Below are 25,771 nucleotides of genomic sequence, written 5' to 3' on the forward strand. Positions count from 1 at the left end.
GATGGTGCGGCGCGCAAGGGGAATAATTGCGGATCAGATATGGCTGGTCCTGCCTATGACACGGCTGCGCCCGGGATGTAGGATTTCGGCCTCGCCAATCGTCCTCAGGGGAACACCGCTACGGGAGAGCCTGCATGTGCCGCAACATCAAGACGCTGTTCAACTTCGAGCCGCCCGCGACGGAGGACGAGATCCACGCCAGCGCGCTCCAGTTCGTGCGCAAGCTTTCCGGTTTCAACAAGCCGTCTCAGGCCAATGAAGAGGCCTTCGAGCTTGCGGTCGCGGAAGTGTCGGCGACTGCGCGAAAGCTCCTGACCTCACTGCATACCCATGCGCCGGCGCGCGACCGTGAGATCGAGGCGGAGAAGGCCAAGGAGCGTTCGCGGCTGCGGTTCGGTTAGGCGGTCCTGCGTCCATTCCGTGATCTGGCTCACGGTGAGAGCGGCCTCAAATTGCGATGACGTCCGCCGGGGTTTTGACAGCCCGGAGCACGACCATGAGCCGCCCCCTTATTCCTCTCAGAGCAGGTGCCGTCACCTTCACCGTGCTGTGGACCGCATGGATGATGTGGTGGAGCGGCTCCTACAGCAGCGTCAACCTTGTCATCCTGACGCTGCTCGGCACGCTGGTCGGCTATCTCTGGTACCGCGCCATGCGCTGGCAGTTCGAGCGCATGGGCATGCTGCCGCGCAAGGATGAGTCCTCCGGGGCGTCGAAGCAACTTCCGCCCGGCTAGTCCTTGTGGCCGTGCTTCTTCTTTTTCTTCTTCTTCCGGTGATCGTCGCCTTCGCCTTCGCCTTCGCCGTCGTCGGCCTCGTCATCGACGATCGCCTCTTCAACCTCGTGCACGGCGGCTTCCAGCGCCTCGCGTTCGGCAGCTTCACGCTCGCGCTGACGGCGGCGCTCGTCCCAGGCGTCGAAGAGTTGATCGAGCCACGGCAGCACCTGCTCGATCGACGGCAGCTGGCCGGGCGGTCCGGGCTCGCCGCGAGGGCCTTGCGGCCCCTGCGGCCCGGCCGCGCCCCGAGCACCGGCTTCGCCGGGCTTGCCCGGCAGGCCGGCCTTGCCTTGCGCTCCGGCCTTTCCGGCCGCCCCGGGCTTGCCTTGCGGTCCCGGCTTGCCGCGCTGGCCGTCTGGGCCGCGCCGGCCGGGATGCCCCTGCGGCCCTGGCCGTCCGGGTTCGCCCTGCCGTCCGCGCGGACCTTGCGGTCCCTGCCGTTTCTGTTCGTCTGCCACGCCGCTGCTCCCTTGACCGGAAGCAAGCTACTTAGCGGCGTTTGACGACAGCAGCAATTCCGCCGACGCCTTGCGCCGGGCTTGATCAACACCAATCGTGCCCGCGTGCTAGTCGTGATACGCGGGCACGTCGATGCCGGACGCTGCATAGATCCTGATCTTGTTGCGCAACGTGCGCACCGACAGGCCGAGCACGCGCGATGCGCGCGTGCGGTTGCCGTCGCAGCGTGCGAGCGTCTGGAGCACGAGCTCGCGCTCGACCTCGTCGACGGTCGCGCCGATCAGCAGCGGAACGATTTGGTTAGGGGCAAGAAATTGCGCGCCCGGATCGGACGCAGCGACATGAACAGTGGTCATCAACACACCTCCCGATCAACGCCCGCTTCCATCTTTGGAAGCGATCGAGAACCAACGGCCCCCTAGCCGTAGATCTACGGTGGGCGGGTTTGGTTAACGAGTGGTTAATCGCGGACGATCGCACCAATTGACCTTGGGATTGCCGCGAAGGTGCCGCGATTGGCACGGGATGCATAGCGATGCGGGCCGATTTTGCGCGCCCGCTCACACCGTCCGGTACCCGCCGTCCACCATCACGATCGTCCCCGTGACATAGGCCGACAGATCCGACGCCAGGAAGATCGCGGGGCCCACGATGTCCTCGGGCTTGCCGGTGCGCGCCAGCGGGGTGTGATCGACGAAGGCCTGCACCAGCGCCGGATTGGTCGCGCGCACGTTGGCGTTGATGTTGGTCTCGATGAAGCCCGGCCCGATCGCATTGACGCGCACGCCTTCCTTGCCGAGCTCGGCCGCGAGCGCCTTGGTGAAGCCGAGCACGCCGTGCTTCGAGGTCGTATACGCCGCCGAGCTCGGCGTGCGCAGATGCACGAAGGACTGGATCGAGCCGATATTGACGATGCGGCCCCTGGCGGCCCGCAGCGGCGCGAGGAACGCCTGCGTCACGTTGAAGACGCCGTTGAGGTTGAGCGAGATGATGTCGTTCCAGTCCTTCGCCACCGTCTCCGTGTCCGCGGTGAAGGCGTTGCGTCGGGTGATGCCGGCATTGTTGACGAGGATCGAGACCTGCCCGACCTTGTCGGCGACCTGCCTGGCGAGCGCAAAACAGTCGTCACGCTTGGTGACATCGAGCGCAAAGCTCTCGGCCTTGCCGCCGGCCTTGCGGATCTCCTGCGCGGCCTCCGCGACCGTGTCGGCGTTGACGTCGAGCAGCACCACTCGCGCGCCCTCGCGGGCGTAGCCGGCCGCGATCGCCCGGCCGATGCCGGATCCGGCGCCCGTGACGACGGCGATATGGTTTGCGAGCAATGCCATGACAATTTCCCCCTGGATTCGTTTCGAAGTTTCATGAAAGGCTAACTCGAAATTAAGGGGTCGGAAACGGCCGCCTTGGCATACTGATCTTCATTGCTAAACGTTGCGCGCATGATGGGACGGCTTGAATCCTGGAAACTCGCTCTCGAACGCCTGCGGTCGGCGCAGCCGGCCGGCTGGGCCGAGGCGGGCCGGCTCGTCGCCGAGATCGTGCGCATGAGCACGGATGCCACGCTGCGCCAGGCGGCCGAGCAGGCGCTTCCGGTGCTGCGCCAGGCCGTGGACAATGACGATCACAGCGTCACGCTGGCGGCCCAGCGCCGCATCGGCGTGATCCTCGAGGTCGTCCATGATCTCACCGCGCCACGCTTCGGCCGCCGCAACGCCATGCCGAAGAAGCTCTCGAGCGAAGATCGTGCCCGCAGGATGCTCGGCCTGCCGCTTGCCGTGCAGCTCACCTGCGACGACATCAACCAGGCCTACCGTCGCGCCGCCAAGGGCAAGCATCCCGACCAGGGCGGAAGCGCGCAAGCCTTCATCGACCTCGCCGCTGCGCGCGACATCCTGATCCATCCCGGCGCGCACAAGGACGCGTGAGGGCGCGCTGTCGCTGCGCCTCGTCGGTCCGCTCTGTGCAGGCAAAAAAAGAGCGGGCAAGAACGCGTCGCGCCCTTGCCCGCTCGTCGATCCGCCGATCGAAATCTTACCAGGTGCAGTGACCGCTCTTCAACGCGTGATCCTTCAGCACGAGTGCGTCGACGAAGGTCGGCACGGTCGTGCTGACGCGGGCGTAGTCGGAGGGCCACGGCGCGGTCGGGATGCTCTCGTCCCAGATCTGGCAGAAGCCGGTGTCCTGCCAGCGGATCAGGTGATAGCTGGCTTCGGCAGGGCTCGCGGCGACGAAGGCAGTGACGGCAAGACCGGCAGCAGCGCACAGCACGGAAATACGACGCATGATCAGCTCCTCAAATGAAAGATGTGATGCGCCTCCCGACAATGACGGGGAGGCATGGTGTGGGGCGCTTTTGGGGATGCGCCCCGGACAAGTTGTGAGTAGCTCCGCCGGCCGATCAGGTTCAAAGCGTGCGCGCAGGAAATGCGTCATTTGAGCCGGAAAACCAGCGCGCGCCTGCAAAGGAAAAGGGCGGGTCGCTCGCGCGGCCCGCCCTCAAAATCAAATTGGTCGCGTGACGCTCAGAGCGTGCAGCGGCGCTCCGAACGCAGCTTGATCTGGAGATCCGAAGCCGCGGTGAAGGTCGGGACCGGCTTGCTGACGACCTTGTAGGTCGACGCGCCCCACTGGAACGGCTTGTACTTCAGGTCCTCGTTCCAGACCTGGCAGATGCCGGTGTTGTCCCAGCGGATCACGTAATAGCCGACCGCCGCCGACGCCGGCACGGCAAACACGGAGGTGGCGATGCCGGCAACGGCACAGAGGGCGAGAACGCGACGCATGAAAAATCTCCTTGTGGGGATGTGGGACCCGAAAATCCGTGCGGTAAAAGCAGGTCCTTGGCAAGCCGAGGGGCGGCCGTTTCACGGATATGTCAGAGGGAGCCGTGCACTTGGTTCGGCCGAGTGCCCGACAAGACACATACGCCAAGACTCATACGCCAAGACACATGCGCCAAGACACATACGCTAAGCGTGGCTCACTTCGCCAGTGATGCAATTGCCTCGATCTCGATCAGCATTTTCGGGTCGGGCAGGGCCTGCACGACGCAGGTGGTGCGCGCCGGGTAGGGCGGCGGGCCGAACGCGCCGGCATAGAGTGCGTTCATCGCGGCGACGTCGGAAGCGCGCGTGAGCAGCACGTTGACCTTGACGAGATCGCGGACCGTCGCGCCGGCCTCGTCCAGCACGCGCTTGATGTTGACGGCGACGTTGGCGAACTGCGCCTCGAAACCGTCCGGCAGCGCGCCATTGCCGTCGAAGCCGGGAATGCCGGAGACGAACAGGAGATCGCCGACACGCGTGGCAAAGGACAGCGGCGGCGCCTTGACGTGCGGCGGGGGTGCGAAATGCTGGATCGACATGGGATCACCTCGGATGGAACGGTCGCGTCGCCCACACGAGCGTAGCGACATGCGGGGGAGTTGCAATCGGCATTGGGGAAGGCTGGTAAAACAAAAACGCGAAAACAACCCCATGCACCGTAGAAATCGTGAGCGTTTCAAATTCGGTATAGCCGAACAATTCGCTTGCTCCGTCGGGCAAAACAGGGGCAGAATGGCATCATGGCGGTGGTGCCGGTAGGCGGCCTCAAACTCCGCCGTCATGCCCCGCGACCCGGCTACGCCAAGGCTTCGCCGGGGCTGAGGTCCAGGGGCGCCGAAGCTTTAGCGTAGGCGGCAGGCGGGGCATCCAGTACGCCTCGGCTTCTTCGCATCTCATTGCCGTCTCGGCGTACTGGATCGCCCGGTCGAGCCGGGCGATGACAGTTGAATGCGCTGCTGCGGCAGACGCCTCACGGCTGCTCCATCATGTTGCCGCCGCGATCCATCGGATACATTCGCTGCGTCTGATTCGAATCCTCCCTTGAAAAATAGCCCCCGGAGACGCCCCATGAAGCTCGCTACCACCTTCCGCGCCGCGCTGGTCGCCATTGCCGCTCTGGCCGGCCTTTCGACCTCGGCGCTGGCCGACGGCGGCACCGTGGTGCTGACGATCTACAAGGCGGGCTGGATCATCGGCGGTTCGGGCGGCTCGGGCGTGCTGAACTTCCGCGGTCGCTCGTATGGGCTCTCGACCGGCGGGCTCGACTACGGCCTCGTGTTCGGCGGCTCCAAGACCGTGCTGCGTGGCCGCGTCTCCAACATCAACCGTCCTTCCGACGTCGCCGGCGTCTATGGCGCGGCCGGTGCCGGTCTTGCCGTCGGCCGTGGCGCTCGCGCCATCGTGCTGACCAACCAGAAGGGCGCGGTGCTGGAGCTGTCGGGCTACCAGACCGGCCTGATGGCGAATGCGGATCTGAGCGGGCTCGCGATCACGATGCGGTAAGGCGCGAGGCGTAGGGTGGGCAAAGCGAAGCGTGCCCACCATTCGTACCGCAAATGCGGATGCATGGTGGGCACGGCGCGCAAGGAGCGCGCCTTTGCCCACCCTACGAACTACGAACTCACCGCCGCATGAATCCGCTCGCAATGCGCGACGAGATTGGCGTGCGCATCGACGAAGGCCTTCAGCGGCGTCGGGATCGGAAAATAATAGATGTTGGCGATGAAGCCGTAGATGCCGGCATCACAGCTGGTCGGCGCTGCGCCGTGGACGAAGCCTGCCGTAGGCACGATCTCGGCCAGCACTTGCAGATCGGCAAGCCCCCGCGCGTAGGCCTGTTCGGGCGTGTAGCGGCCGATGCCCTGGTAATAATAGCGCTGCGCGTTGTAGGCCTTGGCTTTCTCGAATCCGGCCGCGTCGATCTGCGGATGCTGCGCGATGAAGGCGTCGCGGAATGCCGGATAGAACCGATCGTCCTTCCAGCGCGAATACGACATCACCCAGTAGAGATCGTCCAGCATGCGGGTGACGAGATGATTGGTCCGCCGTGCGTCCGGCGACAGCGCGGCATCGATGCTCAGACGATATTTGGCGATCGCATGCGCAATGATTGTCTCGCTGTCGCCGATGGTCTCGCCGTCGTCGACGACGTAAGGCAGCTGCCCGCGCGGCGCGGCAGAGGCATCGAAGACGTGCTCGTGCACGAACGGCACGCCTGCTAGCTTCAGGAACGCGTAGACCTTGAGGCCGTAGCCGTTGTTGTCGGCGACGCCGAACAGTTCCGGATAGGAATAGAGGGTCAGCATGGTCGCTCCCTTCAGCGCGATGGCACCTTGGCGTGTTGCTCCGTCGTGGCCGCTTGCGCGGCCTTGCTGGCGCGGATCATCAGGAACGCGCCGGAAGAGCCCTGCAGCTGCCAGCGCCCGTCGATTTCGGTCGCCTCGGCGTTCACCGTGCCTTCGTAATGGACCGTGTCGTAGCCGTGGCCGGGCGGCTCGTAGTGTTTGACGAACGAGACCGCGTTGCCGGAGCGCTGACCCGCGATCGAGGCGTTGTGGGTGCGCAGCGGGCATCGCGGGTTCGAGCAGGGCTCGGTCACGCTTCCGCTGAGCGCGCCGCCGGTTTCGACCAGAGTTGCGGTGAAGGTGACCATTCCGGTGCCCGGTTGAATGTAGCTGCCATCCCAGACGCCGGAGAGATCGTCGCTCATGGCGGTGCCTTCCTGCGGGCCGGTTGATATCAGGCTCTTCCACCTCAAGTCGTATCGCCGGAGCGACGGGCTGGCAACTGTCCTTGCGCATTGTGCGCAGCGTCATTCGATCGGAGGACGCCCGGCGTCGCCCGTTCGACGTATTAATTCGGGGTGATGTACCGCTTCAGTGAGAGGCGCGGCCTCTATCTGCTGGTCGATGCGGCGGTGAACACCGCCAGTTGCGCATCGAACGCCCGCCGGAATGCAGGCCGCGCTTCGCCGCGGGCGACATAGGCCGAGAGGTCGGGATATTCCTCCAGCAGGCGAGATGCATTCAACCGGCGCAGCACCGTCACCATCATGAGATCGCCGGCGCTGAACGCGCCGTCGAGCCACTCGGCCTCGCCGAGGCGACGCGACAATTCGCCGAGCCTGATACGGACCCGATCCTTCAGGACCGGCAGCCGCTCCTCGTACCAGCCCTTGTCGCGCTCGAACAGCATCGTCATCCCGAACTCGACGATCGGCGGCTCCAGCGTGTTGAGCGCGGCAAACATCCATGCGATCGCGCGGCTCCTCGCATTCGCATCCTTTGGCAACAATCCATCATGGCGTTCGGCGATATGGAGCACGATCGCGCCGGACTCGAACAAGGCGAGATCGCCGTCCTCATAGGTCGGAATCTGCCCGAACGGATGCAGCGCAAGATGGGCGGGGTCCTTCATCGCCGCGAACGACACGAGGCGGACGTCGCAGGGCAGGCCCACTTCCTCGAGCGCCCAGCGAACGCGCATGTCGCGCGCCTGCCCCTTGCCGCGGTCGGGTGAGTTTTCGAAGGCTGTGATGGTGGGCATCTGGCGGCTCCGGGGTGATCGGCGTTGCATTCAAAGGACGAACGGCCGGCTCGGGTTCCGACAGGGGCGCCGTAAAAAGTCCGGCGCCCGTGTCGGAACACCGTTCCGCCGCTCGTCCTTGCAGCGATGGTCGCGCGTCCGGTCCAAGACGAAAGGATACAATTTCATGACGTCAATCACGCCGTTCCTCTGGTTCGCCAACAACGTCCAGGAAGCCGTCGCCTTCTACAAAGCGGTGTTCCCCAACGCAAAAGTCGAGACCGTCAGCGACCTCATGGCGGTGTTCGAACTCGAAGGCCAGCGCTTCCACGCGCTCAACGGCGGGCCGCAATACCGCTTCACCGAGGCGGTCTCGTTCTTCATCAGCGTGGAGACGCAGGCCGAGGTCGACTACTTCTGGAGCCGCCTCACTGCCGACGGTGGCGAGGAATCCCGATGCGGATGGCTCAAGGACAAATTTGGACTGTCCTGGCAGGTGATCCCGTCGGCGCTCGGCCGCTACCTCGGCGATCCCGACCGTACCAGAGCGAACCGCGTCATGCAGGCGATGATGGAGATGCGGAAGATCATCATCGCGGACCTCGATAGGGCGTATGCGGGGTGACGGTGCCGTAGGGTGGGCAAAGGCGCGCTCTTCGCGCGCCGTGCCCACCGTTCTTCCGGATTTGTTGAGAGATGGTGGGCACGGCGCAAGAGCGCCTTTGCCCACCCTACGAAGCCAACCATCCGCATCGCCAATTCGCCTTGCATCGCTATACTGACGACCATCAGCAGGATGGTGATCCCATGGGAAACGAATTGGAAGGCAAGGTTGCTGCCGTGACCGGGGCCGCGTCGGGCATCGGGTTGGCGAGCACTGAAGCAATGCTGGCCGCGGGCGCGCGCGTGGTGATGGTCGACCGCGACGAGGCCGCGCTGAAGGCGCTCAGCAACAGGCATGGCGACGCCGTGATCCCGCTGGTCGTCGACCTCCTGGATCCCAGGGACTGCGCATCGTTGCTGCCGCGCGTCCTGGAGAAGGCAGGCCAGCTCGACATCCTGCATGCGAATGCTGGCACCTATGTCGGCGGCGATCTGGTCGATGCCGACACTATGGCCATCGACCGGATGCTGAACCTGAATGTCAACGTCGTGATGAAGAACGTGCACGACGTGCTGCCGCACATGATCGCGCGCCGGAGCGGCGACATCATCGTCACGAGCTCGCTGGCGGCGCATTTTCCGACGCCCTGGGAGCCGGTCTATGCGTCGTCCAAATGGGCGATCAACTGCTTCGTCCAGACGGTGCGGCGCCAGGTCTTCAAGCACGGCATTCGCGTCGGCTCGATCTCGCCCGGCCCGGTCGTCACCTCATTGCTCGCGGACTGGCCGCCGGAGAAGCTGAAGGAAGCCAGGGAAACGGGTAGCCTGCTGGAGGCCAGTGACGTGGCTGAGGTCGTGATGTTCATGCTGACACGGCCGCGCGGCATGACCATTCGCGACGTGGTCATGCTGCCGACCAATTTCGATCTTTAGGGCGGCAACGGGTGTTCTAACTCCTCATGGTGAGGAGGCGCGAAGCGCCGTCTCGAACCATGCAGGCCCGGATGTCGCCTGCGGCCATCCTTCGAGACGACCGCTGCGCGGTCTCCTCAGGATGAGGTCTGTGGGGGTTGAGCGTCCAACGCAGCGATCCACGCCGCAAGCTCCCGCCAAGGCTCCAGCGTCCAGTGACCGGACGCAGCGCCGGACGGCGAGGGCAGCACGAACACGTCGGGGAGCTTCTCCTCGCGCGGCTGCCGCCCCAGCGCGATCCCACTCGACGGCCTGCCGTAAAACAAGCTCGCGGCCTTCTTGCTCGTGAACGCAATCGTCCGCGGCCGATATGTTTCGATCTTGGCCCTGAAGCCGGGCACGTCGATCGTTTCAGTCGCGATCTGATGATCCATCCCGGCGCCCGACTTGGAGAGATCGGTGAAGCCGATCCCGAGTTCGAGCAGCATGGCGAACTCGCCCGGCTGATACCGCCGCGGCGTGATGCCGGCTTCATGGATCGCGCGCCAGAACCGGTTGCCGGGATGGGCGTAGTAGTGTCCGACCGCGGCCGAGCGCGTGCTGGCGGCGGTGCCGACGAAGACGAGGCGGAGGTTGGGGCGGAGCTGATCGGGGAGGCGGTGGGGGATTTCAGGCAAGTCGACAGCTTCTAGGTTTGCCAGTTGCATAAGAAAGCTCAGCCGGTCACAAATGCGTCCATTCAACCCGTGACACCAACAAGCGCACTAAAAGATTAAGAGGGAGCTCTCCGTGATCGTTCAAGAGTTGGCGGATCAGTTGCGCCAAGACTATGACACCGCCGAAGAAGGCAAGAAAGTGATAGCTATTCATCTGTTCGGCATTCGGTGGGCGAGTCAACTCGAAGGAATATCTTGTAAGGAGGTCGCTATCAGAGCTGGCATCCACGAATCGTACGGAACCGAAATTCGAAAGGGAGTTAACCTAGCCGAGTACGTCTCCATTCGATGAGTCTTCGATACCGAATTCTTAGCTTGAGCTGTTGTAGCCCGCATGAGCGGAGCGATATGCGGGAAAGCAAAGACCCCGGATATCGCTGCGCTCATCCGGGCTGCGCTTGCTAACTCGACTGGAGTGCTTAACGTGATTGATCCCGAAAATTGGCTCGCAAATCGTGCTCTTGGCTACGCTCAACTGAATGAGCGAGAACGGGCTGCCATTGCGCACTTTTCTCTTCTATGGGGCCTGTTTGAGTTACAGGTAATGAACGCGCGGGCAAACGCTGTGGGTCTTGTTAGGAAAGTAGAGGATTGGGATTCGACGAGAGGACTCCAGCGCGATCCATTTGAAGGTGCGTTTCACTATTTCAGGTCTCGCTATTTCTTGAATGGAACCTTCGGTGATCTCTTCGAAGGACTAAGATTTGGACGGAGCGATTGCCGGAAGTTGGTCGAGGAGGCTCTGAGCCAAGAACAGCCAACTCCGAAGGACATGATTGCGGCGTTATTGTTGATCACGTATCGGCTGAGGAATAATTTATTCCACGGCGAAAAGTGGGCCTACGGAATTCGGGATCAACGCCAAAATTTCGAGAATGCCAATCAAGTTCTAATGCGGGCGCTGGAGTTGAGCTAGCGGACGCTAAGGCTAGCCGTTCCGCGAAGGCGCTCGGTCAAAGAGCGATGGTAGGAGGCTCTAGTTACAAGATAGTCTCATAATGAGAGGGGCCGGACTTTCACCCGGCCCCTGAGTTCGATGGAGTAGGGATATCCTTCACAGCACCCGATTGCTCTCCTTCACCTTCTCCGCATCCAGATACACGCTTGAGCCCATCTCCTTGAACTTCGCGCTCATCTTCGCCATGCCGTCCTCGGCGGTGCCGCTCATCGACATGCCCACGCTGTTCGGGTCGTTCAGCGTCGCCGCATAGTCCCGCACGTCCTGGGTGATCTTCATCGAGCAGAATTTTGGTCCGCACATCGAGCAGAAATGCGCGACCTTGTGGGCTTCCTTCGGCAGGGTCTCGTCGTGGAAGTTCTTGGCGGTGTCGGGGTCGAGGCCGAGGTTGAACTGGTCGCTCCAGCGGAAGTCGAAACGGGCGCGGGAGAGCGCGTCGTCGCGGAGCTGGGCGGCCGGGTGGCCCTTGGCGAGGTCGGAGGCGTGCGCAGCGATCTTGTAGGTGATGACGCCGACCTTGACGTCGTTGCGATCAGGCAGGCCGAGATGCTCCTTCGGCGTGACGTAGCAGAGCATGGCGCAGCCGAACCAGCCGATCATGGCGGCGCCAATGCCCGAGGTGATGTGGTCGTAGCCCGGCGCGATGTCGGTGGTCAGCGGTCCAAGCGTGTAGAACGGCGCCTCGCCGCACTCCTTGAGCTGCTTGTCCATGTTGATCTTGATCTTGTGCATCGGCACGTGGCCGGGGCCCTCGATCATGACCTGACAGCCCTTGTCCCACGCGATCTTGGTCAGTTCACCGAGCGTCTCGAGTTCGGCGAACTGCGCGCGGTCGTTGGCATCCGCGATCGAGCCGGGGCGCAGGCCGTCGCCGAGCGAGAACGAGACGTCATACTTGCGCATGAGGTCGCAGATCTCGTCGAAATGGGTGTAGAGGAAGCTCTCCTTGTGATGCGCCAGGCACCACTTCGCCATGATCGAGCCGCCGCGGCTGACGATGCCGGTGACGCGGTTGGCGGTGAGGTGGATATAGGACAGGCGCACGCCGGCGTGGATGGTGAAGTAGTCGACGCCCTGCTCGCACTGCTCGATCAGCGTGTCCTTGTAGAGCTCCCAGGTCAGTTTGACGGGATCGCCTTCGCACTTCTCCAGCGCCTGGTAAATCGGCACGGTGCCGATCGGGATCGGCGCGTTGCGCAGAATCCATTCCCGGGTGGTGTGGATGTTGCGGCCGGTGGAGAGGTCCATCACGGTGTCGGCGCCCCAGCGGATCGCCCACACCATCTTGTCGACTTCCTCTTCCACCGACGACGTCACGGCGGAGTTGCCAATATTGGCGTTGATCTTGGTGAGGAAGTTGCGGCCGATGATCATCGGCTCCAACTCAGCGTGGTTGATGTTGCAGGGGATGATGGCGCGGCCGCGCGCGATCTCGGAGCGGACGAATTCCGGGGTGATGAAGGCAGGGACTTCGGCGCCAAAGCTTTCGCCGTCGGCCAGCGCTGCCTCCGCGCGATCGAGCTGTTTTTTGCGGCCGAGGTTTTCGCGCTCGGCGACGTAGATCATTTCCTTGGTGATGATGCCGGCGCGGGCGAATTCGAGCTGGGTGATCTTGTGGCCGTCGAGGCCGCGCAGCGGCTTGTGGTGCGCGGTGAAGGCCTTTGCGGCATGCGAGGCGCCGACGTTGCCATTGTCCTCCGGCTTGATATCGCGGCCCTGATACTCCTCGACGCCGCCTCGCTCCTTGACCCAGGCGAGACGGTTGCGCGACAGGCCGGCGTTGACGTCGATGGTAACGGTCGGGTCGGTGTAGGGGCCCGAGGTGTCGTAGACCGGCAGGTTGGGCTCGCCGGCGCCCTCGGAGAGGATGATCTCGCGCAACGGCACGCGGATGTCGGGCGCAGCGTCCGGAGACGCGAAGATTTTTCGCGACGAGGGCAGCGGGCCGGTGGTGACGGCGGGAACGGTCTTGTCGGGGTTGGAGCGGATGTTCATGGGATCCTCCGTTGTATCTCTCGTTCAGGCGGCTTTGGCGGAATCGCCAAGCCATTGTTTGACTCGCGCGTCCGGGTCGGCGTTTTGGGTGACGTCGCTGACGACGGCGATGGAATCTGCGCCGGCGGCAAAGATCTCCGCGGCGTGCTCGAACTTGATGCCGCCGATCGCGACCAGCGGGATGCTGCCGATCCGCTTCTTCCATTCCGTGATCTTCGGAATGCCCTGCGGTTCGAAGCGCATCGATTTGAGCGTGGTGAAGAAGATCGGACCGAGCGCGACGTAGTCGGGCTCTGCGGCACGCGCGGTCTCTAGCTCCGCGTCGTCATGGGTGGAGATGCCGAGCGACAGGCCGGCCTCGCGGATGGCCTTGAGGTCCGCTTCCGCCAGGTCTTCCTGACCGAGGTGCAGATATTTTGCGCCGGCGACGACGGCCGCGCGCCAATAGTCGTTCACGACCAGCTTGGCCTGCGTGTCCTTCGTGATCGCCAGCGCATCGGTGACGATCTGGAGCGCGTCGGCATCGTTGAGGTCTTTCGCGCGCAGCTGGATGGTGCCGACGCCGAGCTTGGTCAGGCGTTCGACCCATTTGAGGCTGTCGACGACGGGATAGAAGCGATCAGGATACGGCATGCCAGAATGGTGTCCCAACGACAGGGGTGGAGGGGGAAGCGAAGTCGCGGGCGTTCATCAGCCCGGCTTCGTAGGCGGTGCGGCCGGCATCACAGCCGAGACGGAAGGCATTGGCCATCGCGACGGGATCGGCGGCTTTAGCGATGGCGGTGTTGAGCAGCACGGCGTCGTAGCCGAGTTCGAGCGCCTCGGCCGCATGCGACGGCGCGCCGATGCCGGCATCGACCACCAGCGTGATATCAGGCAGGCGCTCGCGCAGCAGTTTCAGCGCGTCGCGGTTGGTGATGCCGCGGGCCGAGCCGATCGGCGCGGCCCAGGGCATGACGACCTTGCAGCCGACATCGACCAGGCGGTTCGCGACCGAGAGATCCTCGGTGCAATAGGGGAACACCTCAAAGCCGTCCTTGATCAGGATGGTGGCGGCTTCGACCAGGCCGACGACGTCGGGCTGCAGCGTGTCGTTGTCGGCGATCACTTCCAGCTTGATCCAGGATGTGCCGAACAATTCGCGCGCGAGTTTTGCGGTGGTCACGGCTTCGCGCACGCTGCGGCAGCCGGCGGTGTTCGGCAGCACGCTGACGTCGAGCTCGCGGATCAGATTCCAGAATGCGTCCCCGGTCTTGCCGCCGGCGGCTTCGCGGCGCAGCGATACCGTGACGATGTTCGAGCCGGAGGCACGGATCGCCGCCTGCATGATCGCAGGCGAGGGATACAGCGCGCTGCCGATCAGGAGGCGGGAGGGGAAGGATTTGCCGTAGAAGGTCACCATGTCCGAGGTGTCTCCTCAAGTTCAACTGTCGTCCCCGCGAAGGCGGGGACCCATACCGCGTGATTTCTCTTGGGGCACGTGGGGAGAGACCGGCCGCCATAACCGCTCCCTGTGGTTATGGGTCCCCGCCTTCGCGGGGACGACAAGTGGAGAGAGCGTGCCATCATCTCCCTCACCCTCCCTGCCGCGGCGTGATGATCTCGATCTCGTCGCCGGCCTTGAGGTGGGTCTCGGCCCAGCGGCTTTTCGGCACGACGTCGTAATTGAGCGCGATCGCGAAATGGGTGCCCTCGTAGTCGAGCTCGGCCAGCAGCGCGTCGACGCTTGCGGAATTCACCTCGCGCTGCTCGCCGTTGACGATCACGCGCATTGCATCACCTCATTGTCGATCTGGCCGCGCTGGACGTATTGCAGCGTCAGCTCGGCGAGCGCCGGTGCGATCAGGAAGCCGTGGCGGTAGAGCCCGTTAACGCTGATCTGGCCGCCACGAATGCCGATGCGCGGCAGATTGTCGGGGAAAGCGGGGCGCAAGCCCGAGCCGAATTCGACGATGCGGGCCTCGCCGAAAGCAGGATGCACGGCATAGGCCGCACCCAGCAGCTCCAGCGCGGAGCGCACGCTGACGCCGGTGTCCTCGGCCTCGATCGAGGTCGCGCCCAGCATGAACAGATTGTCCTCGCGCGGGATCACGTAGAGCGGCCAGCGCGGATGGATCAGCCGCACCGGGCGCGCCAGCCGCACCTCGCCGGTCTCGATCAAAATCATCTCGCCCTTGACGCCGCGCAACTCCGGCTGCTCGTCGCGCGCGCCGAGGCCGCGGCAGTCGATCACGATACCGTCGAGGTCTTTGGCGGAGACGTCGCTGGAGAACTTGATGATGCCGCCGGCGGCGCGGATGCGCTCGTGCAGCTTCGGCAGCACGCGGCGCGGCTCGACATGGCCCTCGGTCGGGAAGAACAGCGCGTCGCGGAAGCGGCCCTCCAGCGACGGCTCGAGCTCGGCAAGGCTGGTCGCATCTAGCCGGCGGTGGCCTTCGGTCATCCGCGCAAAGCGCTCGAAATCGTTGCGCTCGCGCGGGTGGGCGACGACGAGCGAGCCATTGAAGGGGGTGTCCGGCAGCTCGCGCCGCCAGATGTCCAGGGAGCGCTGGCCGAGCCTGGAGATGATGGGTTCGGCGACCTCCGCCTCGCACCAGGGCGCGAGCATCCCGCCGGCCCAATGGCTGGTGGAATCGGTCATCGCGGCGTCACCGCGCTCGTGTAGCGTCACGGCATGGCCGGCCTGCGCGAACAAAAGCGCCTGCCAGGCACCTGCAATGCCTGCGCCGATGATGGATACCGGGGAATCCGGTCGCTTGGTGGTCTGCAACATCCCTGTCCCTTCGCCGGCATGACCCGGATCAGGTTCAAAGGGTCACCGCGGTCCTGGGCCTTCTGACCCATTTAGCGGTATCTCAGCTCCTCCTCGGAGCACCCCTCGGAACGGCTCTAATGTATGCCAGCGGGACGGGGTGGTCAACGCGCTAGCCACAGGGCTGACATTCCGGCGCGGTCCGCCGGACCGAACCCCGGGTGCGCAATTGCGCACCGGGGAAGCTCGAGATTCCGGGCTCGATGCTTCGCATCGCCCCGGAATGACGGTGGCTAGTGGTTGGGAACCTGCGCCCGCGCATTGCTGACGCGCTGGGCCAGCTTCTTATGCGGCGCCGTCCCGAGCATCGGCTGCGGATTGCCGTTCGGCTCGAGCCAGGTGTCGCCCATATTGGCGACCTGCATGGCCTCCTGACGCTGCCGCTTTGCAACGTAGTAATAGCCGCCCGCGAAATAACGCACGGCTCGGGCGTGGTCGCCGTTGGCGGCGCGATAGGCGCCGGCGAGGTATTTGACGGCGTAGGTGAGGTTGGTGTTGGGATCGCGCAGGCCGGCGGCGTCGCCGGTGTAGCCGACCCCGCGGGCGGTCGCGAGCTTGATCTGCATCAGGCCGATGGTGCCGCCGCGACCGATCAGGCCGGGCTGATAGCGGCTCTCGCGCATGATGACGCGATGCACCAGCGCTTCCGGCACGCCGTTGGCGCGGGCATGGGCCGCGACCATCTCGGCATATTCGGCTTCGCCCGCGAATGCGGCCTGGGGCAACATCAGCCCGGCCGCAGCGACCACGGCAATACGCAAAATTTTCATTGAATTATTCCTCGGCAGAACGAACCTGCACCCGTGCGCGTTAGGCCGTGGGAACACGGCGATGATGTGGCGAAACGCCGCCAGCGGCGATTTTCGCGGGGCCGTCGTTTTTACGACTCAAACCCAGGTTAGGATTGCACTTGGCGATGTGCGTTACGCGACAGCAGGTCTGTCTATTCGTGCATTCGCCCAAAAATCGCTATTCAAAATTCGGGAGAACGTCCATGACCCGAGCAGACATCGGCGACATCCCCAAGCAGAACCCCTGTGCGCAATGTGGGGCACCGATCCCGTCTCCGGACTGGATCGAGCCGGGCGAAGGCCGCGTTTCCTATCTCTGGAAATGCCACGCCTGCGGCTACCGCTTTGAGGCGGTGGCGATCTTCGATGAGCACCCGATCGAGCATCCGCCGCTCGCCGCCTGAGGCGTGCCTTACGCCGCCCGCCGCGGCTGCTGCCATACCGGCAACTGCATCCGCACGATCAGCCCGTGCGGCGCGCGGTCGTGCAACGACAATTCGCCGCCATGAGCGATCGCGATGGCGCGCGCGATCGACAGGCCGAGCCCGAAGCCGGTGTGCTCGTCCATGGTGCGCGCGTCGTCGCCGCGCGCGAACGGCTCCAGCATCTCCTGCTTGCGCGCATCCGAGATGCCGGGGCCGTCGTCCTCGACGTCGATGACGAGCCTGGTGCCTGATACGTCGAGGCGGATCGTCACTTCGGCGCCGAAGCGAACCGCGTTCTCGACGAGGTTGGTGACGCCCCGATGCAGCTCGTCGGGCCGCGCGGCGGCCGTAGCCGAAGCGGGGCCGTCATAGTGCACGACATGGCCCATGTCGCCGAACTGGTCGGCGATGACCTGGAGCGTGCTCGCGATGTCGACCAGCGTCACCGCCTCGATCTTGCGGTCGTTGCGCAGCAGCGACAACACGGATTCCAGCATCGAGCGCATCTGGTCGAGATCGATCAGCATGCGCCTTCGGTTGCCCTCGTCCTCGATGAACTCGGCGCGCAGGCGCAGCCGGGTGATCGGCGTTCGCAGGTCGTGGCTGATCGCCGCCAGCATCCGGGTGCGATCCGACATCAGCCGCGCGATCCGCTCATGCATGCGGTTGAGCGCGCGCGCGACCGAGCGGATCTCCTCCGGGCCGCGCTCGGGCAGCGGATCGGCCGCCCCGTCCAGGCTGAAATTCTCGGCGGCCCTGGCAAACGAGGACAGCGGCGCGGCCAGCGCGTAGGCCGCCCACAGGCCGAGCATCGTGACGCTGATCAGCGCGAACAGCAGCGTTATCATCCAGGGGCCGCCCCAGAACCGCGGCGGATGCGGGCCCTGCTCGACGCGGCCTGCGATCACGCTGCCGTCGGGAAGCTCGACCGCGACGCGGTGCACGCCGAAATTCGGGGGCAGCGCGACCACCTTGTACTGATGGCCGAGATGCCGGCGCACGTTGCGCAGATGCGGGCCCTCCCTGTCGTCGGCGACGGAGAAGGTCCCCGGCGCGAGGAGCTCGATGCCGGCCTTCGGAAACGCACGCACGATATTGGCGAGGATGCGCGGCCGCTCGCTCGCATCCGTGCCGTTGAGCAGCAGCGCCGCGTCCGCGAGCTGATGGGCGGCGTCGGGCGGCGGCTCGGCCCGGTCCGGCCGGCTGATCAGAAAGCTGGCGGTGAGGATCAGATGCAGCGCGACGATCGACGCCACCACCAGCGCGGCGATCTGTCCACCGATGCTTTTGAGGTGGAAGAAGCGGAACGGCGTCATGACGACCGCTCCACTAACTGCCCAGGGTCGCCGCGACCGCTTCATTGCCAGCTGCTTCAGTCCCGGCCGCTTCGGTTCTGGGCGTGAACAGATAGCCGCCGGAGCGCACCGTCTTGATGATGGTGGGATCGGCCGGATTGGGCTCGATCTTGCGGCGGATGCGGCTGACCAGCACGTCGATCGAGCGCTCGAACGAGCCGGTGTTGCGCCCTTGCGTGAGGTCGAGCAGGCTGTCGCGCGACAGCACGCGGCCGGGCCGTTCGCAGAACGTCCGCAAAAGATCGAACTCGGCGCTGGTCACCGCGACGCGCGCGCCTTCCGGATTGCGCAATTCGCGCAGGCGCAGATCGATGCGCCAGCCCTCGAAGACGAGCGTGGAGGCGCCCTCGATCGAGCTTGCCGCCTGGGCTGCGGCCTGGCGGCGCAGCACCGCGTTGATGCGTGCGAGCAGCTCGCGCGGGTTGAACGGCTTCGGCAGATAGTCGTCCGCGCCCATCTCGAGGCCGACGATGCGATCGACGTCCTCGCCGCGCGCGGTCAGCATGATGATCGGCGTCTGCGCCTCCGAGCGTACCTTGCGGCACAGGCTCAAGCCGTCCTCGCCGGGCAGCATGACGTCGAGGATGATGAGGTCGACCCTGTGATCGGCCAAGGCACGCGACATCTCCCGACCATCGCTCACGGTGGTGACGTTGCAGGCGTTGTTGCGCAGGTACTTTGCAATCAACGTCCGGGTTTCGCGGTCGTCCTCGACGACCAGGATGTTGGGATTGGCCATGCGCTTTGTTTGTCCAAGATTCGGGCCAAAAGGCGAAGATTTTTGTTTCGGATTGTTTCTGCCTGTCCGGGCGCAACAGCAGGCAATACCCGGGCAGGGAAGCGGCAAGGTCTCGTTAAGGCCGCTAACCATACCGTGGCGGTGTCGCTTACGAAACCCCGCAAAAGCCACGGAGCCATTATGACCTCGATTTCGGCGGCCTCCGCCGGTAACTACCAGTCGCCCCTGCAGCGGCTTCAGCAGCAATTGCAATCGGACGTTTCCGACGGCACGATCTCGTCGTCGGACCAGTCGGCGCTCTCGACGGCGCTGACCGATATCGACACCGCCTTGCAGTCGAGCCGATCCAGCGATCAGTCGAGCGGCACGCGTCCTTCCAAGGACGAGATGAAGTCGAAGATCGACGATCTCATCGCCAACGAAGTGTCGAACGGGACGCTGACCTCGGACCAGGCGGACGAACTGAAGAACGTGTTTCAGTCCGCTTTCGCCAAGGGGCCCGGCGGCGCCGGTGGCCCCGGTGGTCCGGGTGGTGCGGGCGGACCGCCGCCCGGTCCGCCGCCGGATGACAGCTCGTCGGATTCGTCCTCGACGGACTCGACCAGCAGCACGTCGACCAACACGACCACGGCGGACATTCTCCAGCAATTCCTCCAGGCGCTCCAGCAGTCGCAATCGTCGAGCGCGTCCTACGGCGCCAACGGCAGCTCATTCGGCGGTTCGGATTTCTCCGCACTTCTAATCGACTTCAAGAGCTGACCTGAGCGACGCAGGTCGGCGCGTTCCTCGCCGCGATCGTGCTTCACCCAGGGCGCATGATCGTCGGCGGGGAACTGTGCATCAGGAACGTTCCTCATCGAACGTTCCTGAGTGACGCAGGAACTTTCATCGCAGCGCAGCGCCATCATCGCGTGACGAAATTGCCGCAGAAAAGGAACTGCGGATGATCGCCGCTGTTCTCTCCGCATAAGCTTTCTGCTGAAGGAGAGGACAACAATGTTGATGAAATCGATCGCCGCCGGCCTTGCCGGCACCGCACTGCTTGCGACCGTTGCGTTCGCGCAAAACCCGACCGCCACCACCGACAAGGCAGCGCCCGCGGCCACCACCACCACCACCACAACGACGACGACTGCGTCGGGCGAGTGGCGTGCCTCGAAGATGTCGGGCCTGAAGATCTACAACGACGCCAACGAGAACATTGGCTCGATCAACGACCTGCTGATGGACAAGAGCGGCAACATCAAGATTGCCGTGATCGGCGTCGGCGGCTTCCTCGGCATGGGCGAGCATCTGGTCGCCGTCCCCTACGAGAAGCTGAAGTTCGTCAACGAGGCCGTCGCCTACACCGGCACGGGCGCGAAGCCTGCGGCGACCACGACCACCGGCGCTGCGACCGGCACCGAGAAGACCACGACGACGACGGCTACGACCGCCTCGTCCACGTCGAAATGGTATCCGGACCACGCCGTGTTCAATGCCAGCAAGGACGAGCTGAAGAACATGCCCGAGTTCAAGTACTCGGAGTAATGCTGCTCACGTGACGGCCGAAACGAAGCGCGCCCGGTTTTCACCGGGCGCGCTGTCGTGTCTTTCGTCTTTCACCTCTCCCCGCAAGCGGGGAGAGGGAGAAGACGTTCAGTGCGTCACCAGCGGGCAGCCACCCTTGTCGAGCGGACGGAAGGCTTCGTCGCCGGGGACGGTGGCGATCAGCTTGTAGAGGTCCCACTCGCCCTTGGACTCCTCCGGCTTCTTCACCTCGAACAGATACATGTCGTGCACCATGCGGCCGTCGATGCGGATCTTGCCGTTCCTGGCGAAGAAGTCGTTGACCGGCGTTTTGCGCATCTGCTCCATCACCTTCGGCGCCTCGTCGGTCTTGATGGCCTCGATCGCCTTCAGATAGTGCATGGTCGCCGAGTAGAGACCGGCCTGGATCATGGTCGGCATATGACCGACCTTCTCGTTGAACCGCTTCGAGAAGGCGCGCGTCTCCTCGTTCATGTCCCAGTAGAACGCGTCGGTGACGATCAGGCCTTGCGTCGCCTTGATGCCGAGCGAATGGGTGTCGGTGATCTCCTGGAGCAGCGCGATCATCTTCTGGCCACCCTGAACGAGACCGAATTCGGCCGCCTGCTTCAGCGCGTTGGTGGTATCGCCGCCGGCATTCGCCAGCGCGACCACCTTGGCCTTGGAGGCCTGGGCCTGCAGCAGGAAGGACGAGAAGTCCGAGGAATTGAGCGGATGGCGGACCTCGCCGAGCACCTTGCCGCCGCTCTCCTTGACCACGTTGGCGGCGTCGCGCTGCAGCGCCATGCCGAAGGCGTAGTCGGCGGTGACGAAGAACCAGGTGTCCTCGCCGCGCTTCACCATCGCCTTGCCGGCGACGTTCGACAGGGCATAGGTGTCGTAGGTCCAGTGCACGGTGTTGGGCGAGCAGGCGACGCCGGTGATGTCCGATGACCCGCCGCCGGAGTTGATGTTGATCTTGTTCTTCTCGCGCGTCAGCGCCGAGATCGGCAGTGCCACCGAGGATGTCGGCACGTCGAAGATCGCGTCGACCTTGTCGTTGTCGTACCAGTTGCGGGCGATGTTGACGCCGACGTCGGGCTTGTTCTGGTGATCGGCGGCGACCACCTGCACCGGCTTGCCCGCGACCTTGGCGCCGTAATCGGCAACCGCCATCTCGACGGCGGCGAGCGAGCCCTTGCCGGTCGCGTCCGCATAGAGGCTCGACATGTCCGTGAGCACGCCGATCTTGACGACATCGTCGGAAATCTGCGCCTGCGCCGCGCCTGACGAGGCGGCGAGAGCGAGGCCGGCCGCAACCGCGGCGATGAGTTTTTGCATATGTCTCTCCCTGTGTGTTGTTGTTGGGGCGTTGTTGCAGGGACAGTTCTAGCGACAATCGGTCGCGGCAGCTAAGCCAAAGATGCGTGAGGGGGTGGAGAAATAAGCAGGGCGCGGCGGTGTTTCCTTCGCCTCTCCCCGCATGCGGGGAGAGGCTGCAGCGCATCGAAGATGCGATGCGGGTGAGGGGGACTCCCTCAAGAAAGGCGAGACGATCGAGCGGCGCCGCGAAGCCGGCGTGTAGCACTACGCGATCGCGCCGGACAAGCAGATGGAGGTGCCGAACGTTGACAAGCATGCGGCGTAGACCAGCCCCCATTTGAACGGCACGTCATCACATCATGCCCCGCTTCGGAAACGAGCGGGTTTCGTTTCGCCCGATCATCGCAGCTCAAGTCTCTCGCCGGAGTTGTGGTCCCTCGGAGAAATGATCATAGTGACGATCCGCAACCCGAACAGCGGGCGGGCCAAAGTTTACCTTTAAACATTTCAGGTGAGGGGCAACATGTTTGATTTCAACGGCAATTCCGTCAACATTGGCAGCATCCCCGTCAATGTTGAAGTCGATGGCGTCCACGTCAGTGTTGAGAGCCTTCTAAAGATCTCGGGAAACTTCAATCCTGTCTCGTTCGCTGCGAGCACAGCTTTCAGTGTCTTTGCGTCGTTGTTCAATGCAGCAAAAGAACGCGCTCTACTCAGACAACAGATTGATCTGCTCAACGATATTCGTGACCGGCTCGACGCTCTAAATCAAACAGCTGCAGCAATCCTGCATGCTTTGAACGCCCTACCTGTGACCATTCAACACATCGTCCGCGACGAACGCCTGAACGATCATTATGCGCTGATCGAGTCAAACATGCAGAAGTTCGTCAGTAATTCTGCCCATCGCGTTTTCCCGCAGGATCTCGAGAAGATCCGGGACGAGTTCTTCGCACTCGCAGAGGCCGAAACGAGGATCAGCAACATTGCCAAGTTTGTTCACTACGTCGAGTTCATGAACTTTATCGATAAAGGCGAATACCAGGATTTCCTGCGCAGCTGCCTCCGCAAACGCATTGTGTTTCTTAATTTGCTCATGGATGATCTGGTCAAGAAATTCGCGACACGCTACTTCACTTTGACCAGCGAGCTCGCAAACAGCTACACCAATTTCACAACCCGTCCGATGGAAGTCGATAACCTCACAAATGAAGGCACCTACTTCAATGGTCTAATGCCCGCTCGCGCCAAGCTGCGCATCGGACAAGGAACAGGCCAATTTGACGATGTGCTGCTTGAGTATACCCCGTTCTCGAACGAAGAGGTGATGCAGCACCTGTCGAGCACGCACCTGACCTATGCGAGCAAACAGAACTTCAGCTTCGACATGCATGCCGCAATGCTTCGCTGCCGCGGTAGCGATAGCGACGATACAGAGTGCCGCACCTACCAAACCAGTTTGGGCGGAGGGTTCCAGGAATATCAGCGGCGCGAGCAACTGATGCGCGCTGCCTACGATGCTTTCAAGCACGCCGTGCCAGAAATAAACGAAGACATCGCCCGCTTCGCCGAGCTTGAACAGTTGAGGAATTCTCTGGGGAAGTGCGCCGCGTTTGACTACGCGGCCAAGCTCCGCGGCGCGAAAGATCATATCCGACGCAACTAGGGCGTGTACTCATAAATCGGGGACGCAGTGAAGTCCGCTATGCCTCTAATCGCGGCGCGAACGCGGACGTCGCAGGACTTCCGCGTTGGGCCGATGAACAGACTTCATTCGCTGCTGTTGGTCCGAAGTCGTTGGCAGGGAACGTCACCAAGGTCTCGCTTGCTCATGGCGTAAATGTTGCGAACAAATCGGTAATGTCGCGATACTCGACATGATAATTCCCATCCTGCCCGTCAACGGCAGGTTGCCCGGGTCCCAAGTCTGAAGGACTGGCACGCCTGTCACGCGCCGCTGCCCTTGAGCCGTTCGTTGCGACGGCGCAGGCCTTCCAGGGTGGCGAGGAGGATGACCGACACTGTGGTCAAAACCACCGCCGCTGCCGTGATGGTCGGACTGATGTTCTCGCGGATGCCGCTGAACATCTCGCGCGGCAGGGTGCGCTGCTCCGGACCTGCCATGAACAGCACGATCACCACCTCGTCGAAGCTGGTCGCGAAGGCGAACAGCGCACCTGACGCCAGGCCGGGCAGGATCAGCGGCAGGATCACGCGGCGGAACGCATAAAGCGGCGAGGCGCCGAGCGAGGCGGCGGCGCGTGCCAGATTGGTGTCGAAGCTTTGCAGCGTCGCGCCGACCGTGATCACCACAAAGGGCGTCGCCAGCGCGGTGTGGGCCAGGATCAGGCCGAGATAACTGCCGGTCAGTCCGATCGGCGCGAAGAAGAAATACAGGCCGACCGCGGTGATGACGCCGGGCACGACGACCGGCGACAGCACGAAAGCCAGCACGAGCGGTTTGAACCGGCTCTTCCACTGCGCCAGCCCCAGCGCGGCCAGCGTGCCAAGCACCATCGACAGCAGGGTTGAGGCGACGCCGATGATCATGCTGTTCTTCAGCGAATTCATCCAGCGCGGCGAATTGATGAAGTCGTCGTACCAGCGCAAGGAGAGGCCCGGCAGCGGATAGGTGAGGTACGAGCCCGAGCTGAAGGACAGCGGCATGATCGCAAGGATCGGCGCGATCAGGAAGATGAACACCAGCGTGGAGATGATGATGGTCGCGGTCCACGCGATGCGCTGGCTGGGCGTGCGGAGGGAAGAATGATCGCTCAATTCTTCATCCCTCCCGTGACTTGCTGTCCCTGCACCAGCTTGCCGTAGACGAGAGCGAGCAGAAGAGTGGCCAGCAGCAGCACCGCACCCAACGCCGAAGCAAGGCCCCAATTGGCCGTCTCGGTCGTGTAGAGCGCGATGAAGTAGCTGATCATCTGATCGGCGGCGCCGCCGACGAGGGCCGGCGTGATGTAGTAGCCGAGCGCCAGGATGAAGACGAGCAGGCTTCCCGCGCCGATGCCGGGCAGGGTCTGAGGCAGGTAGATCCGCAGGAAGGCAGTGGTCGGTGGCGCGCCGAGCGAGGCGGCGGCACGCATGTACGCAGGCGAGATCGCTTTCATGCTGCTGTACAGCGGCAGGATCATGAACGGCAGGAGAACGTGGGTCATGGCCACGCAGACACCGAAGCGGTTGTAGATCAGCCGCAACGGCTCGTCGATGATGCCAAGCCAGTGCAGGCTGTCGTTCACGACGCCCTTGCTCTGCAACAAGACGATCCAGGCGCAGGTGCGGACCAGAAGCGACGTCCAGAACGGCAGCAGGACGAAGATCATCAGCAGGTTCGACCGGCCCGGCGGCAGCGTTGCCAGTAGGTAAGCGACCGGGAAGCCGAGGATCAGGCAGAGTACCGTGACGCTGAAGCTGATGAGGAAGGTGCGGGCGAAGACGTTGCGGTAGATCGCCTGGTCTGATGCGGCCGCGACGATCGCACCATCGACGTTCCGCGTCAGGTCGAGCGCCGCCAGCAGATAGAATCCGGTCACCGGGCCACCGGCATCCTTGATCGTCGTCCAGGTGGCCCGTTCGCGCCAGGCCGGGTTGATCTTGCCCAGTGTCTCCCTGGCGGTGCCGGGCTCCGGCTGCGCCTTCAGATTACGTGCCGTGCTGGTCAGGATCGTACGAAAACCGTTCAGGGCGTAATTGAGCCGCTTGGCCGCGATGGCGATGATGCCGGAAGCGCGCGCCGCCAGGATGTCGCTTGCCAGCGCTGCAAAGGCCTTTTCATCCGGCAGGTCCTTGCCGTCCCAGTCGGCGAGAGCAGCGATGGTTTGCGGCAGAACCTGACGCACCTCGCGGTCATCGACCGCGCGCCACAGCATGCCGGCGATCGGGCCTGCGAAGGTGAAGAGCAGGAAGACGAGAAGCGGCAGCACCAGCGCCAATGCCTTGACCTGACGTGTCCGCTCCGCACGCCTCAATCGGCGCTTGAGCGGCACCTCGGTCAACGCATTGGCGCCGGTCAAGCGCGCATCCGTCATTGGTCGAGC

The 25,771-nt window shown here is 63.7% G+C and carries 33 protein-coding genes and 1 riboswitch; of the genes, 12 read left to right on the top strand and 21 right to left on the bottom strand.

Features of this window, described 5'->3' with window-relative positions; all coding sequences use genetic code 11:
- Positions 1 to 134: 134 nt before the first annotated feature.
- Together AB7290_RS09415 and AB7290_RS09420 are read left to right on the top strand one after the other, a co-directional pair.
- On the top strand, positions 135 to 401 hold the full coding sequence (locus AB7290_RS09415; protein WP_085405159.1) for a DUF2277 domain-containing protein: 267 nt from the start codon (positions 135 to 137) through the stop codon (positions 399 to 401).
- Positions 402 to 496: 95 nt separating this feature from the next.
- Positions 497 to 736: a hypothetical protein gene (locus tag AB7290_RS09420; protein WP_028152311.1), complete on the top strand. Its 240-nt coding sequence runs from the start codon at positions 497 to 499 to the stop codon at positions 734 to 736.
- On the opposite strand, the gene AB7290_RS09425 is transcribed toward AB7290_RS09420, so the two are convergent.
- From AB7290_RS09425 to AB7290_RS09435, 3 genes are all read right to left on the bottom strand, one after another.
- Positions 733 to 1,236 carry a collagen-like triple helix repeat-containing protein gene (locus AB7290_RS09425; RefSeq protein WP_085405158.1) on the bottom strand — a complete coding sequence of 168 codons (504 nt, stop codon included), beginning with the start codon at positions 1,234 to 1,236 and terminating at the stop codon, positions 733 to 735. The two genes, AB7290_RS09420 and AB7290_RS09425, sit on opposite strands and share 4 nt — an antisense overlap.
- 108 nt (positions 1,237 to 1,344) lie before the next feature.
- Entirely contained in the window at positions 1,345 to 1,593 is a 249-nt protein-coding gene (locus AB7290_RS09430; RefSeq protein WP_071910270.1) for a helix-turn-helix domain-containing protein, read from the bottom strand.
- A 204-nt stretch (positions 1,594 to 1,797) separates the two neighbouring features.
- Positions 1,798 to 2,565 carry an SDR family NAD(P)-dependent oxidoreductase gene (locus AB7290_RS09435; RefSeq protein ID WP_085405157.1) on the bottom strand — a complete coding sequence of 256 codons (768 nt, stop codon included), beginning with the start codon at positions 2,563 to 2,565 and terminating at the stop codon, positions 1,798 to 1,800.
- Between the two features lie 111 nt (positions 2,566 to 2,676).
- Between AB7290_RS09435 and AB7290_RS09440 the strand changes: the two genes are divergently transcribed.
- Positions 2,677 to 3,162, top strand: coding sequence for a molecular chaperone DnaJ (locus AB7290_RS09440; protein WP_085405156.1), 486 nt, complete (start codon positions 2,677 to 2,679; stop codon positions 3,160 to 3,162).
- A gap of 106 nt (positions 3,163 to 3,268) precedes the next feature.
- On the opposite strand, the gene AB7290_RS09445 is transcribed toward AB7290_RS09440, so the two are convergent.
- The 3 genes from AB7290_RS09445 to AB7290_RS09455 all read right to left on the bottom strand — a co-directional run bounded on the left by AB7290_RS09445 (position 3,269) and on the right by AB7290_RS09455 (position 4,601).
- Positions 3,269 to 3,520 carry a hypothetical protein gene (locus tag AB7290_RS09445; protein ID WP_085405155.1) on the bottom strand — a complete coding sequence of 84 codons (252 nt, stop codon included), beginning with the start codon at positions 3,518 to 3,520 and terminating at the stop codon, positions 3,269 to 3,271.
- 239 nt (positions 3,521 to 3,759) lie between these two features.
- Positions 3,760 to 4,020 carry a hypothetical protein gene (locus AB7290_RS09450; RefSeq protein ID WP_085405154.1) on the bottom strand — a complete coding sequence of 87 codons (261 nt, stop codon included), beginning with the start codon at positions 4,018 to 4,020 and terminating at the stop codon, positions 3,760 to 3,762.
- Positions 4,021 to 4,217: 197 nt separating this feature from the next.
- Positions 4,218 to 4,601 carry a RidA family protein gene (locus tag AB7290_RS09455; RefSeq protein WP_085405153.1) on the bottom strand — a complete coding sequence of 128 codons (384 nt, stop codon included), beginning with the start codon at positions 4,599 to 4,601 and terminating at the stop codon, positions 4,218 to 4,220.
- A 529-nt stretch (positions 4,602 to 5,130) separates the two neighbouring features.
- Between AB7290_RS09455 and AB7290_RS09460 the strand changes: the two genes are divergently transcribed.
- Positions 5,131 to 5,565: a hypothetical protein gene (locus AB7290_RS09460; protein WP_085405152.1), complete on the top strand. Its 435-nt coding sequence runs from the start codon at positions 5,131 to 5,133 to the stop codon at positions 5,563 to 5,565.
- Between the two features lie 110 nt (positions 5,566 to 5,675).
- On the opposite strand, the gene AB7290_RS09465 is transcribed toward AB7290_RS09460, so the two are convergent.
- From AB7290_RS09465 to AB7290_RS09475, 3 genes are all read right to left on the bottom strand, one after another.
- Positions 5,676 to 6,368 carry a glutathione S-transferase family protein gene (locus AB7290_RS09465; protein ID WP_085405151.1) on the bottom strand — a complete coding sequence of 231 codons (693 nt, stop codon included), beginning with the start codon at positions 6,366 to 6,368 and terminating at the stop codon, positions 5,676 to 5,678.
- Between the two features lie 11 nt (positions 6,369 to 6,379).
- Positions 6,380 to 6,772 (bottom strand): hypothetical protein, encoded by a 393-nt coding sequence (locus AB7290_RS09470; RefSeq protein WP_085405150.1) that lies wholly within the window; start codon positions 6,770 to 6,772, stop codon positions 6,380 to 6,382.
- 185 nt (positions 6,773 to 6,957) lie between these two features.
- A complete protein-coding gene (locus AB7290_RS09475) occupies positions 6,958 to 7,608 on the bottom strand; it encodes a glutathione S-transferase family protein (protein WP_085405149.1) in 651 nt (216 codons plus the stop codon).
- Between the two features lie 166 nt (positions 7,609 to 7,774).
- Here AB7290_RS09475 and AB7290_RS09480 point away from each other — a divergent pair, with 166 nt between their 5' ends.
- Together AB7290_RS09480 and AB7290_RS09485 are read left to right on the top strand one after the other, a co-directional pair.
- Entirely contained in the window at positions 7,775 to 8,212 is a 438-nt protein-coding gene (locus AB7290_RS09480; RefSeq protein ID WP_085405148.1) for a VOC family protein, read from the top strand.
- A 182-nt stretch (positions 8,213 to 8,394) separates the two neighbouring features.
- A complete protein-coding gene (locus tag AB7290_RS09485; protein ID WP_085405317.1) occupies positions 8,395 to 9,123 on the top strand; it encodes an SDR family oxidoreductase in 729 nt (242 codons plus the stop codon).
- A 116-nt stretch (positions 9,124 to 9,239) separates the two neighbouring features.
- Here AB7290_RS09485 and AB7290_RS09490 read toward each other — a convergent pair whose 3' ends face one another.
- Positions 9,240 to 9,809: a mismatch-specific DNA-glycosylase gene (locus tag AB7290_RS09490; protein WP_094184514.1), complete on the bottom strand. Its 570-nt coding sequence runs from the start codon at positions 9,807 to 9,809 to the stop codon at positions 9,240 to 9,242.
- Between the two features lie 82 nt (positions 9,810 to 9,891).
- On the opposite strand from AB7290_RS09490, the gene AB7290_RS09495 reads away from it, so the two are divergent.
- Both AB7290_RS09495 and AB7290_RS09500 read left to right on the top strand, forming a co-directional pair.
- A complete protein-coding gene (locus AB7290_RS09495; protein WP_085405147.1) occupies positions 9,892 to 10,110 on the top strand; it encodes an HTH-like domain-containing protein in 219 nt (72 codons plus the stop codon).
- Positions 10,111 to 10,242: 132 nt separating this feature from the next.
- Positions 10,243 to 10,734, top strand: coding sequence for a hypothetical protein (locus tag AB7290_RS09500; protein WP_135214818.1), 492 nt, complete (start codon positions 10,243 to 10,245; stop codon positions 10,732 to 10,734).
- A 138-nt stretch (positions 10,735 to 10,872) separates the two neighbouring features.
- Here AB7290_RS09500 and thiC read toward each other — a convergent pair whose 3' ends face one another.
- The 6 genes from thiC to AB7290_RS09530 all read right to left on the bottom strand — a co-directional run bounded on the left by thiC (position 10,873) and on the right by AB7290_RS09530 (position 16,353).
- Positions 10,873 to 12,771, bottom strand: a complete 1,899-nt coding sequence (gene thiC / locus AB7290_RS09505) for a phosphomethylpyrimidine synthase ThiC (protein WP_085405145.1) — start codon at positions 12,769 to 12,771, stop codon at positions 10,873 to 10,875.
- Positions 12,772 to 12,795: 24 nt separating this feature from the next.
- Positions 12,796 to 13,404 carry a thiamine phosphate synthase gene (locus AB7290_RS09510; protein ID WP_085405144.1) on the bottom strand — a complete coding sequence of 203 codons (609 nt, stop codon included), beginning with the start codon at positions 13,402 to 13,404 and terminating at the stop codon, positions 12,796 to 12,798.
- Complete coding sequence (locus AB7290_RS09515; RefSeq protein ID WP_085405143.1) at positions 13,391 to 14,173, bottom strand: thiazole synthase; 783 nt, start codon at positions 14,171 to 14,173, stop codon at positions 13,391 to 13,393. Before AB7290_RS09515 ends, AB7290_RS09510 begins: the two co-directional genes overlap by 14 nt.
- A 172-nt stretch (positions 14,174 to 14,345) precedes the next feature.
- Positions 14,346 to 14,543: a sulfur carrier protein ThiS gene (gene thiS, locus AB7290_RS09520; protein ID WP_028153774.1), complete on the bottom strand. Its 198-nt coding sequence runs from the start codon at positions 14,541 to 14,543 to the stop codon at positions 14,346 to 14,348.
- Positions 14,534 to 15,544: an FAD-dependent oxidoreductase gene (locus tag AB7290_RS09525; RefSeq protein WP_085405142.1), complete on the bottom strand. Its 1,011-nt coding sequence runs from the start codon at positions 15,542 to 15,544 to the stop codon at positions 14,534 to 14,536. The genes thiS and AB7290_RS09525 overlap by 10 nt, the downstream gene beginning before the upstream one ends.
- Positions 15,532 to 15,660, bottom strand: a riboswitch (TPP riboswitch). Its footprint overlaps the gene before it by 13 nt.
- Before the next feature lie 156 nt (positions 15,661 to 15,816).
- Entirely contained in the window at positions 15,817 to 16,353 is a 537-nt protein-coding gene (locus tag AB7290_RS09530) for a lytic transglycosylase domain-containing protein (protein ID WP_085405141.1), read from the bottom strand.
- Between the two features lie 224 nt (positions 16,354 to 16,577).
- Here AB7290_RS09530 and AB7290_RS09535 point away from each other — a divergent pair, with 224 nt between their 5' ends.
- Positions 16,578 to 16,778, top strand: coding sequence for a hypothetical protein (locus AB7290_RS09535; RefSeq protein WP_028153771.1), 201 nt, complete (start codon positions 16,578 to 16,580; stop codon positions 16,776 to 16,778).
- 8 nt (positions 16,779 to 16,786) lie between these two features.
- Here AB7290_RS09535 and AB7290_RS09540 read toward each other — a convergent pair whose 3' ends face one another.
- Both AB7290_RS09540 and AB7290_RS09545 read right to left on the bottom strand, forming a co-directional pair.
- Entirely contained in the window at positions 16,787 to 18,115 is a 1,329-nt protein-coding gene (locus AB7290_RS09540; protein ID WP_085405140.1) for an ATP-binding protein, read from the bottom strand.
- A gap of 13 nt (positions 18,116 to 18,128) precedes the next feature.
- Complete coding sequence (locus tag AB7290_RS09545) at positions 18,129 to 18,893, bottom strand: response regulator (protein ID WP_085405139.1); 765 nt, start codon at positions 18,891 to 18,893, stop codon at positions 18,129 to 18,131.
- A 180-nt stretch (positions 18,894 to 19,073) separates the two neighbouring features.
- Here AB7290_RS09545 and AB7290_RS09550 point away from each other — a divergent pair, with 180 nt between their 5' ends.
- A complete protein-coding gene (locus AB7290_RS09550) occupies positions 19,074 to 19,652 on the top strand; it encodes a hypothetical protein (RefSeq protein WP_085405138.1) in 579 nt (192 codons plus the stop codon).
- A gap of 237 nt (positions 19,653 to 19,889) precedes the next feature.
- A complete protein-coding gene (locus AB7290_RS09555) occupies positions 19,890 to 20,423 on the top strand; it encodes a PRC-barrel domain-containing protein (RefSeq protein ID WP_085405137.1) in 534 nt (177 codons plus the stop codon).
- Positions 20,424 to 20,531: 108 nt separating this feature from the next.
- Here AB7290_RS09555 and AB7290_RS09560 read toward each other — a convergent pair whose 3' ends face one another.
- A complete protein-coding gene (locus tag AB7290_RS09560; RefSeq protein WP_085405136.1) occupies positions 20,532 to 21,743 on the bottom strand; it encodes an ABC transporter substrate-binding protein in 1,212 nt (403 codons plus the stop codon).
- 505 nt (positions 21,744 to 22,248) lie between these two features.
- On the opposite strand from AB7290_RS09560, the gene AB7290_RS09565 reads away from it, so the two are divergent.
- Positions 22,249 to 23,391 (top strand): hypothetical protein, encoded by a 1,143-nt coding sequence (locus AB7290_RS09565; protein WP_085405135.1) that lies wholly within the window; start codon positions 22,249 to 22,251, stop codon positions 23,389 to 23,391.
- 281 nt (positions 23,392 to 23,672) lie between these two features.
- Here AB7290_RS09565 and AB7290_RS09570 read toward each other — a convergent pair whose 3' ends face one another.
- A complete protein-coding gene (locus AB7290_RS09570; RefSeq protein WP_085405134.1) occupies positions 23,673 to 24,503 on the bottom strand; it encodes an ABC transporter permease in 831 nt (276 codons plus the stop codon).
- Positions 24,500 to 25,762, bottom strand: a complete 1,263-nt coding sequence (locus AB7290_RS09575; RefSeq protein WP_085405133.1) for an ABC transporter permease — start codon at positions 25,760 to 25,762, stop codon at positions 24,500 to 24,502. The genes AB7290_RS09570 and AB7290_RS09575 overlap by 4 nt, the downstream gene beginning before the upstream one ends.
- Between the last annotated feature and the right edge of the window lie 9 nt (positions 25,763 to 25,771).

Origin of the sequence: Bradyrhizobium sp. 613_E4_N2_2, from assembly GCF_052075995.1 — a bacterium.
GTDB lineage: Bacteria > Pseudomonadota > Alphaproteobacteria > Rhizobiales > Xanthobacteraceae > Bradyrhizobium > Bradyrhizobium barranii.

Excerpts from the sequence above, each read along its gene's own strand:
- AB7290_RS09480 (WP_085405148.1), top strand. The coding sequence starts at position 7,775 with ATGACGTCAATCACGCCGTTCCTCTGGTTCGCCAACAACGTCCAGGAA.
- thiC (WP_085405145.1), bottom strand. The coding sequence starts at position 12,771 with ATGAACATCCGCTCCAACCCCGACAAGACCGTTCCCGCCGTCACCACC.
- AB7290_RS09440 (WP_085405156.1), top strand. The coding sequence starts at position 2,677 with ATGATGGGACGGCTTGAATCCTGGAAACTCGCTCTCGAACGCCTGCGG.
- AB7290_RS09525 (WP_085405142.1), bottom strand. The coding sequence starts at position 15,544 with ATGTTGCAGACCACCAAGCGACCGGATTCCCCGGTATCCATCATCGGC.
- AB7290_RS09415 (WP_085405159.1), top strand. The coding sequence starts at position 135 with ATGTGCCGCAACATCAAGACGCTGTTCAACTTCGAGCCGCCCGCGACG.
- AB7290_RS09435 (WP_085405157.1), bottom strand. The coding sequence starts at position 2,565 with ATGGCATTGCTCGCAAACCATATCGCCGTCGTCACGGGCGCCGGATCC.
- AB7290_RS09445 (WP_085405155.1), bottom strand. The coding sequence starts at position 3,520 with ATGCGTCGTATTTCCGTGCTGTGCGCTGCTGCCGGTCTTGCCGTCACT.
- AB7290_RS09565 (WP_085405135.1), top strand. The coding sequence starts at position 22,249 with ATGTTTGATTTCAACGGCAATTCCGTCAACATTGGCAGCATCCCCGTC.
- thiS (WP_028153774.1), bottom strand. The coding sequence starts at position 14,543 with ATGCGCGTGATCGTCAACGGCGAGCAGCGCGAGGTGAATTCCGCAAGC.
- AB7290_RS09575 (WP_085405133.1), bottom strand. The coding sequence starts at position 25,762 with ATGACGGATGCGCGCTTGACCGGCGCCAATGCGTTGACCGAGGTGCCG.
- AB7290_RS09560 (WP_085405136.1), bottom strand. The coding sequence starts at position 21,743 with ATGCAAAAACTCATCGCCGCGGTTGCGGCCGGCCTCGCTCTCGCCGCC.
- AB7290_RS09535 (WP_028153771.1), top strand. The coding sequence starts at position 16,578 with ATGACCCGAGCAGACATCGGCGACATCCCCAAGCAGAACCCCTGTGCG.
- AB7290_RS09475 (WP_085405149.1), bottom strand. The coding sequence starts at position 7,608 with ATGCCCACCATCACAGCCTTCGAAAACTCACCCGACCGCGGCAAGGGG.
- AB7290_RS09430 (WP_071910270.1), bottom strand. The coding sequence starts at position 1,593 with ATGACCACTGTTCATGTCGCTGCGTCCGATCCGGGCGCGCAATTTCTT.
- AB7290_RS09470 (WP_085405150.1), bottom strand. The coding sequence starts at position 6,772 with ATGAGCGACGATCTCTCCGGCGTCTGGGATGGCAGCTACATTCAACCG.
- AB7290_RS09485 (WP_085405317.1), top strand. The coding sequence starts at position 8,395 with ATGGGAAACGAATTGGAAGGCAAGGTTGCTGCCGTGACCGGGGCCGCG.
- AB7290_RS09540 (WP_085405140.1), bottom strand. The coding sequence starts at position 18,115 with ATGACGCCGTTCCGCTTCTTCCACCTCAAAAGCATCGGTGGACAGATC.
- AB7290_RS09555 (WP_085405137.1), top strand. The coding sequence starts at position 19,890 with ATGTTGATGAAATCGATCGCCGCCGGCCTTGCCGGCACCGCACTGCTT.
- AB7290_RS09515 (WP_085405143.1), bottom strand. The coding sequence starts at position 14,173 with ATGGTGACCTTCTACGGCAAATCCTTCCCCTCCCGCCTCCTGATCGGC.
- AB7290_RS09455 (WP_085405153.1), bottom strand. The coding sequence starts at position 4,601 with ATGTCGATCCAGCATTTCGCACCCCCGCCGCACGTCAAGGCGCCGCCG.
- AB7290_RS09545 (WP_085405139.1), bottom strand. The coding sequence starts at position 18,893 with ATGGCCAATCCCAACATCCTGGTCGTCGAGGACGACCGCGAAACCCGG.
- AB7290_RS09460 (WP_085405152.1), top strand. The coding sequence starts at position 5,131 with ATGAAGCTCGCTACCACCTTCCGCGCCGCGCTGGTCGCCATTGCCGCT.
- AB7290_RS09420 (WP_028152311.1), top strand. The coding sequence starts at position 497 with ATGAGCCGCCCCCTTATTCCTCTCAGAGCAGGTGCCGTCACCTTCACC.
- AB7290_RS09465 (WP_085405151.1), bottom strand. The coding sequence starts at position 6,368 with ATGCTGACCCTCTATTCCTATCCGGAACTGTTCGGCGTCGCCGACAAC.
- AB7290_RS09450 (WP_085405154.1), bottom strand. The coding sequence starts at position 4,020 with ATGCGTCGCGTTCTCGCCCTCTGTGCCGTTGCCGGCATCGCCACCTCC.
- AB7290_RS09530 (WP_085405141.1), bottom strand. The coding sequence starts at position 16,353 with ATGAAAATTTTGCGTATTGCCGTGGTCGCTGCGGCCGGGCTGATGTTG.
- AB7290_RS09490 (WP_094184514.1), bottom strand. The coding sequence starts at position 9,809 with ATGCAACTGGCAAACCTAGAAGCTGTCGACTTGCCTGAAATCCCCCAC.
- AB7290_RS09550 (WP_085405138.1), top strand. The coding sequence starts at position 19,074 with ATGACCTCGATTTCGGCGGCCTCCGCCGGTAACTACCAGTCGCCCCTG.
- AB7290_RS09510 (WP_085405144.1), bottom strand. The coding sequence starts at position 13,404 with ATGCCGTATCCTGATCGCTTCTATCCCGTCGTCGACAGCCTCAAATGG.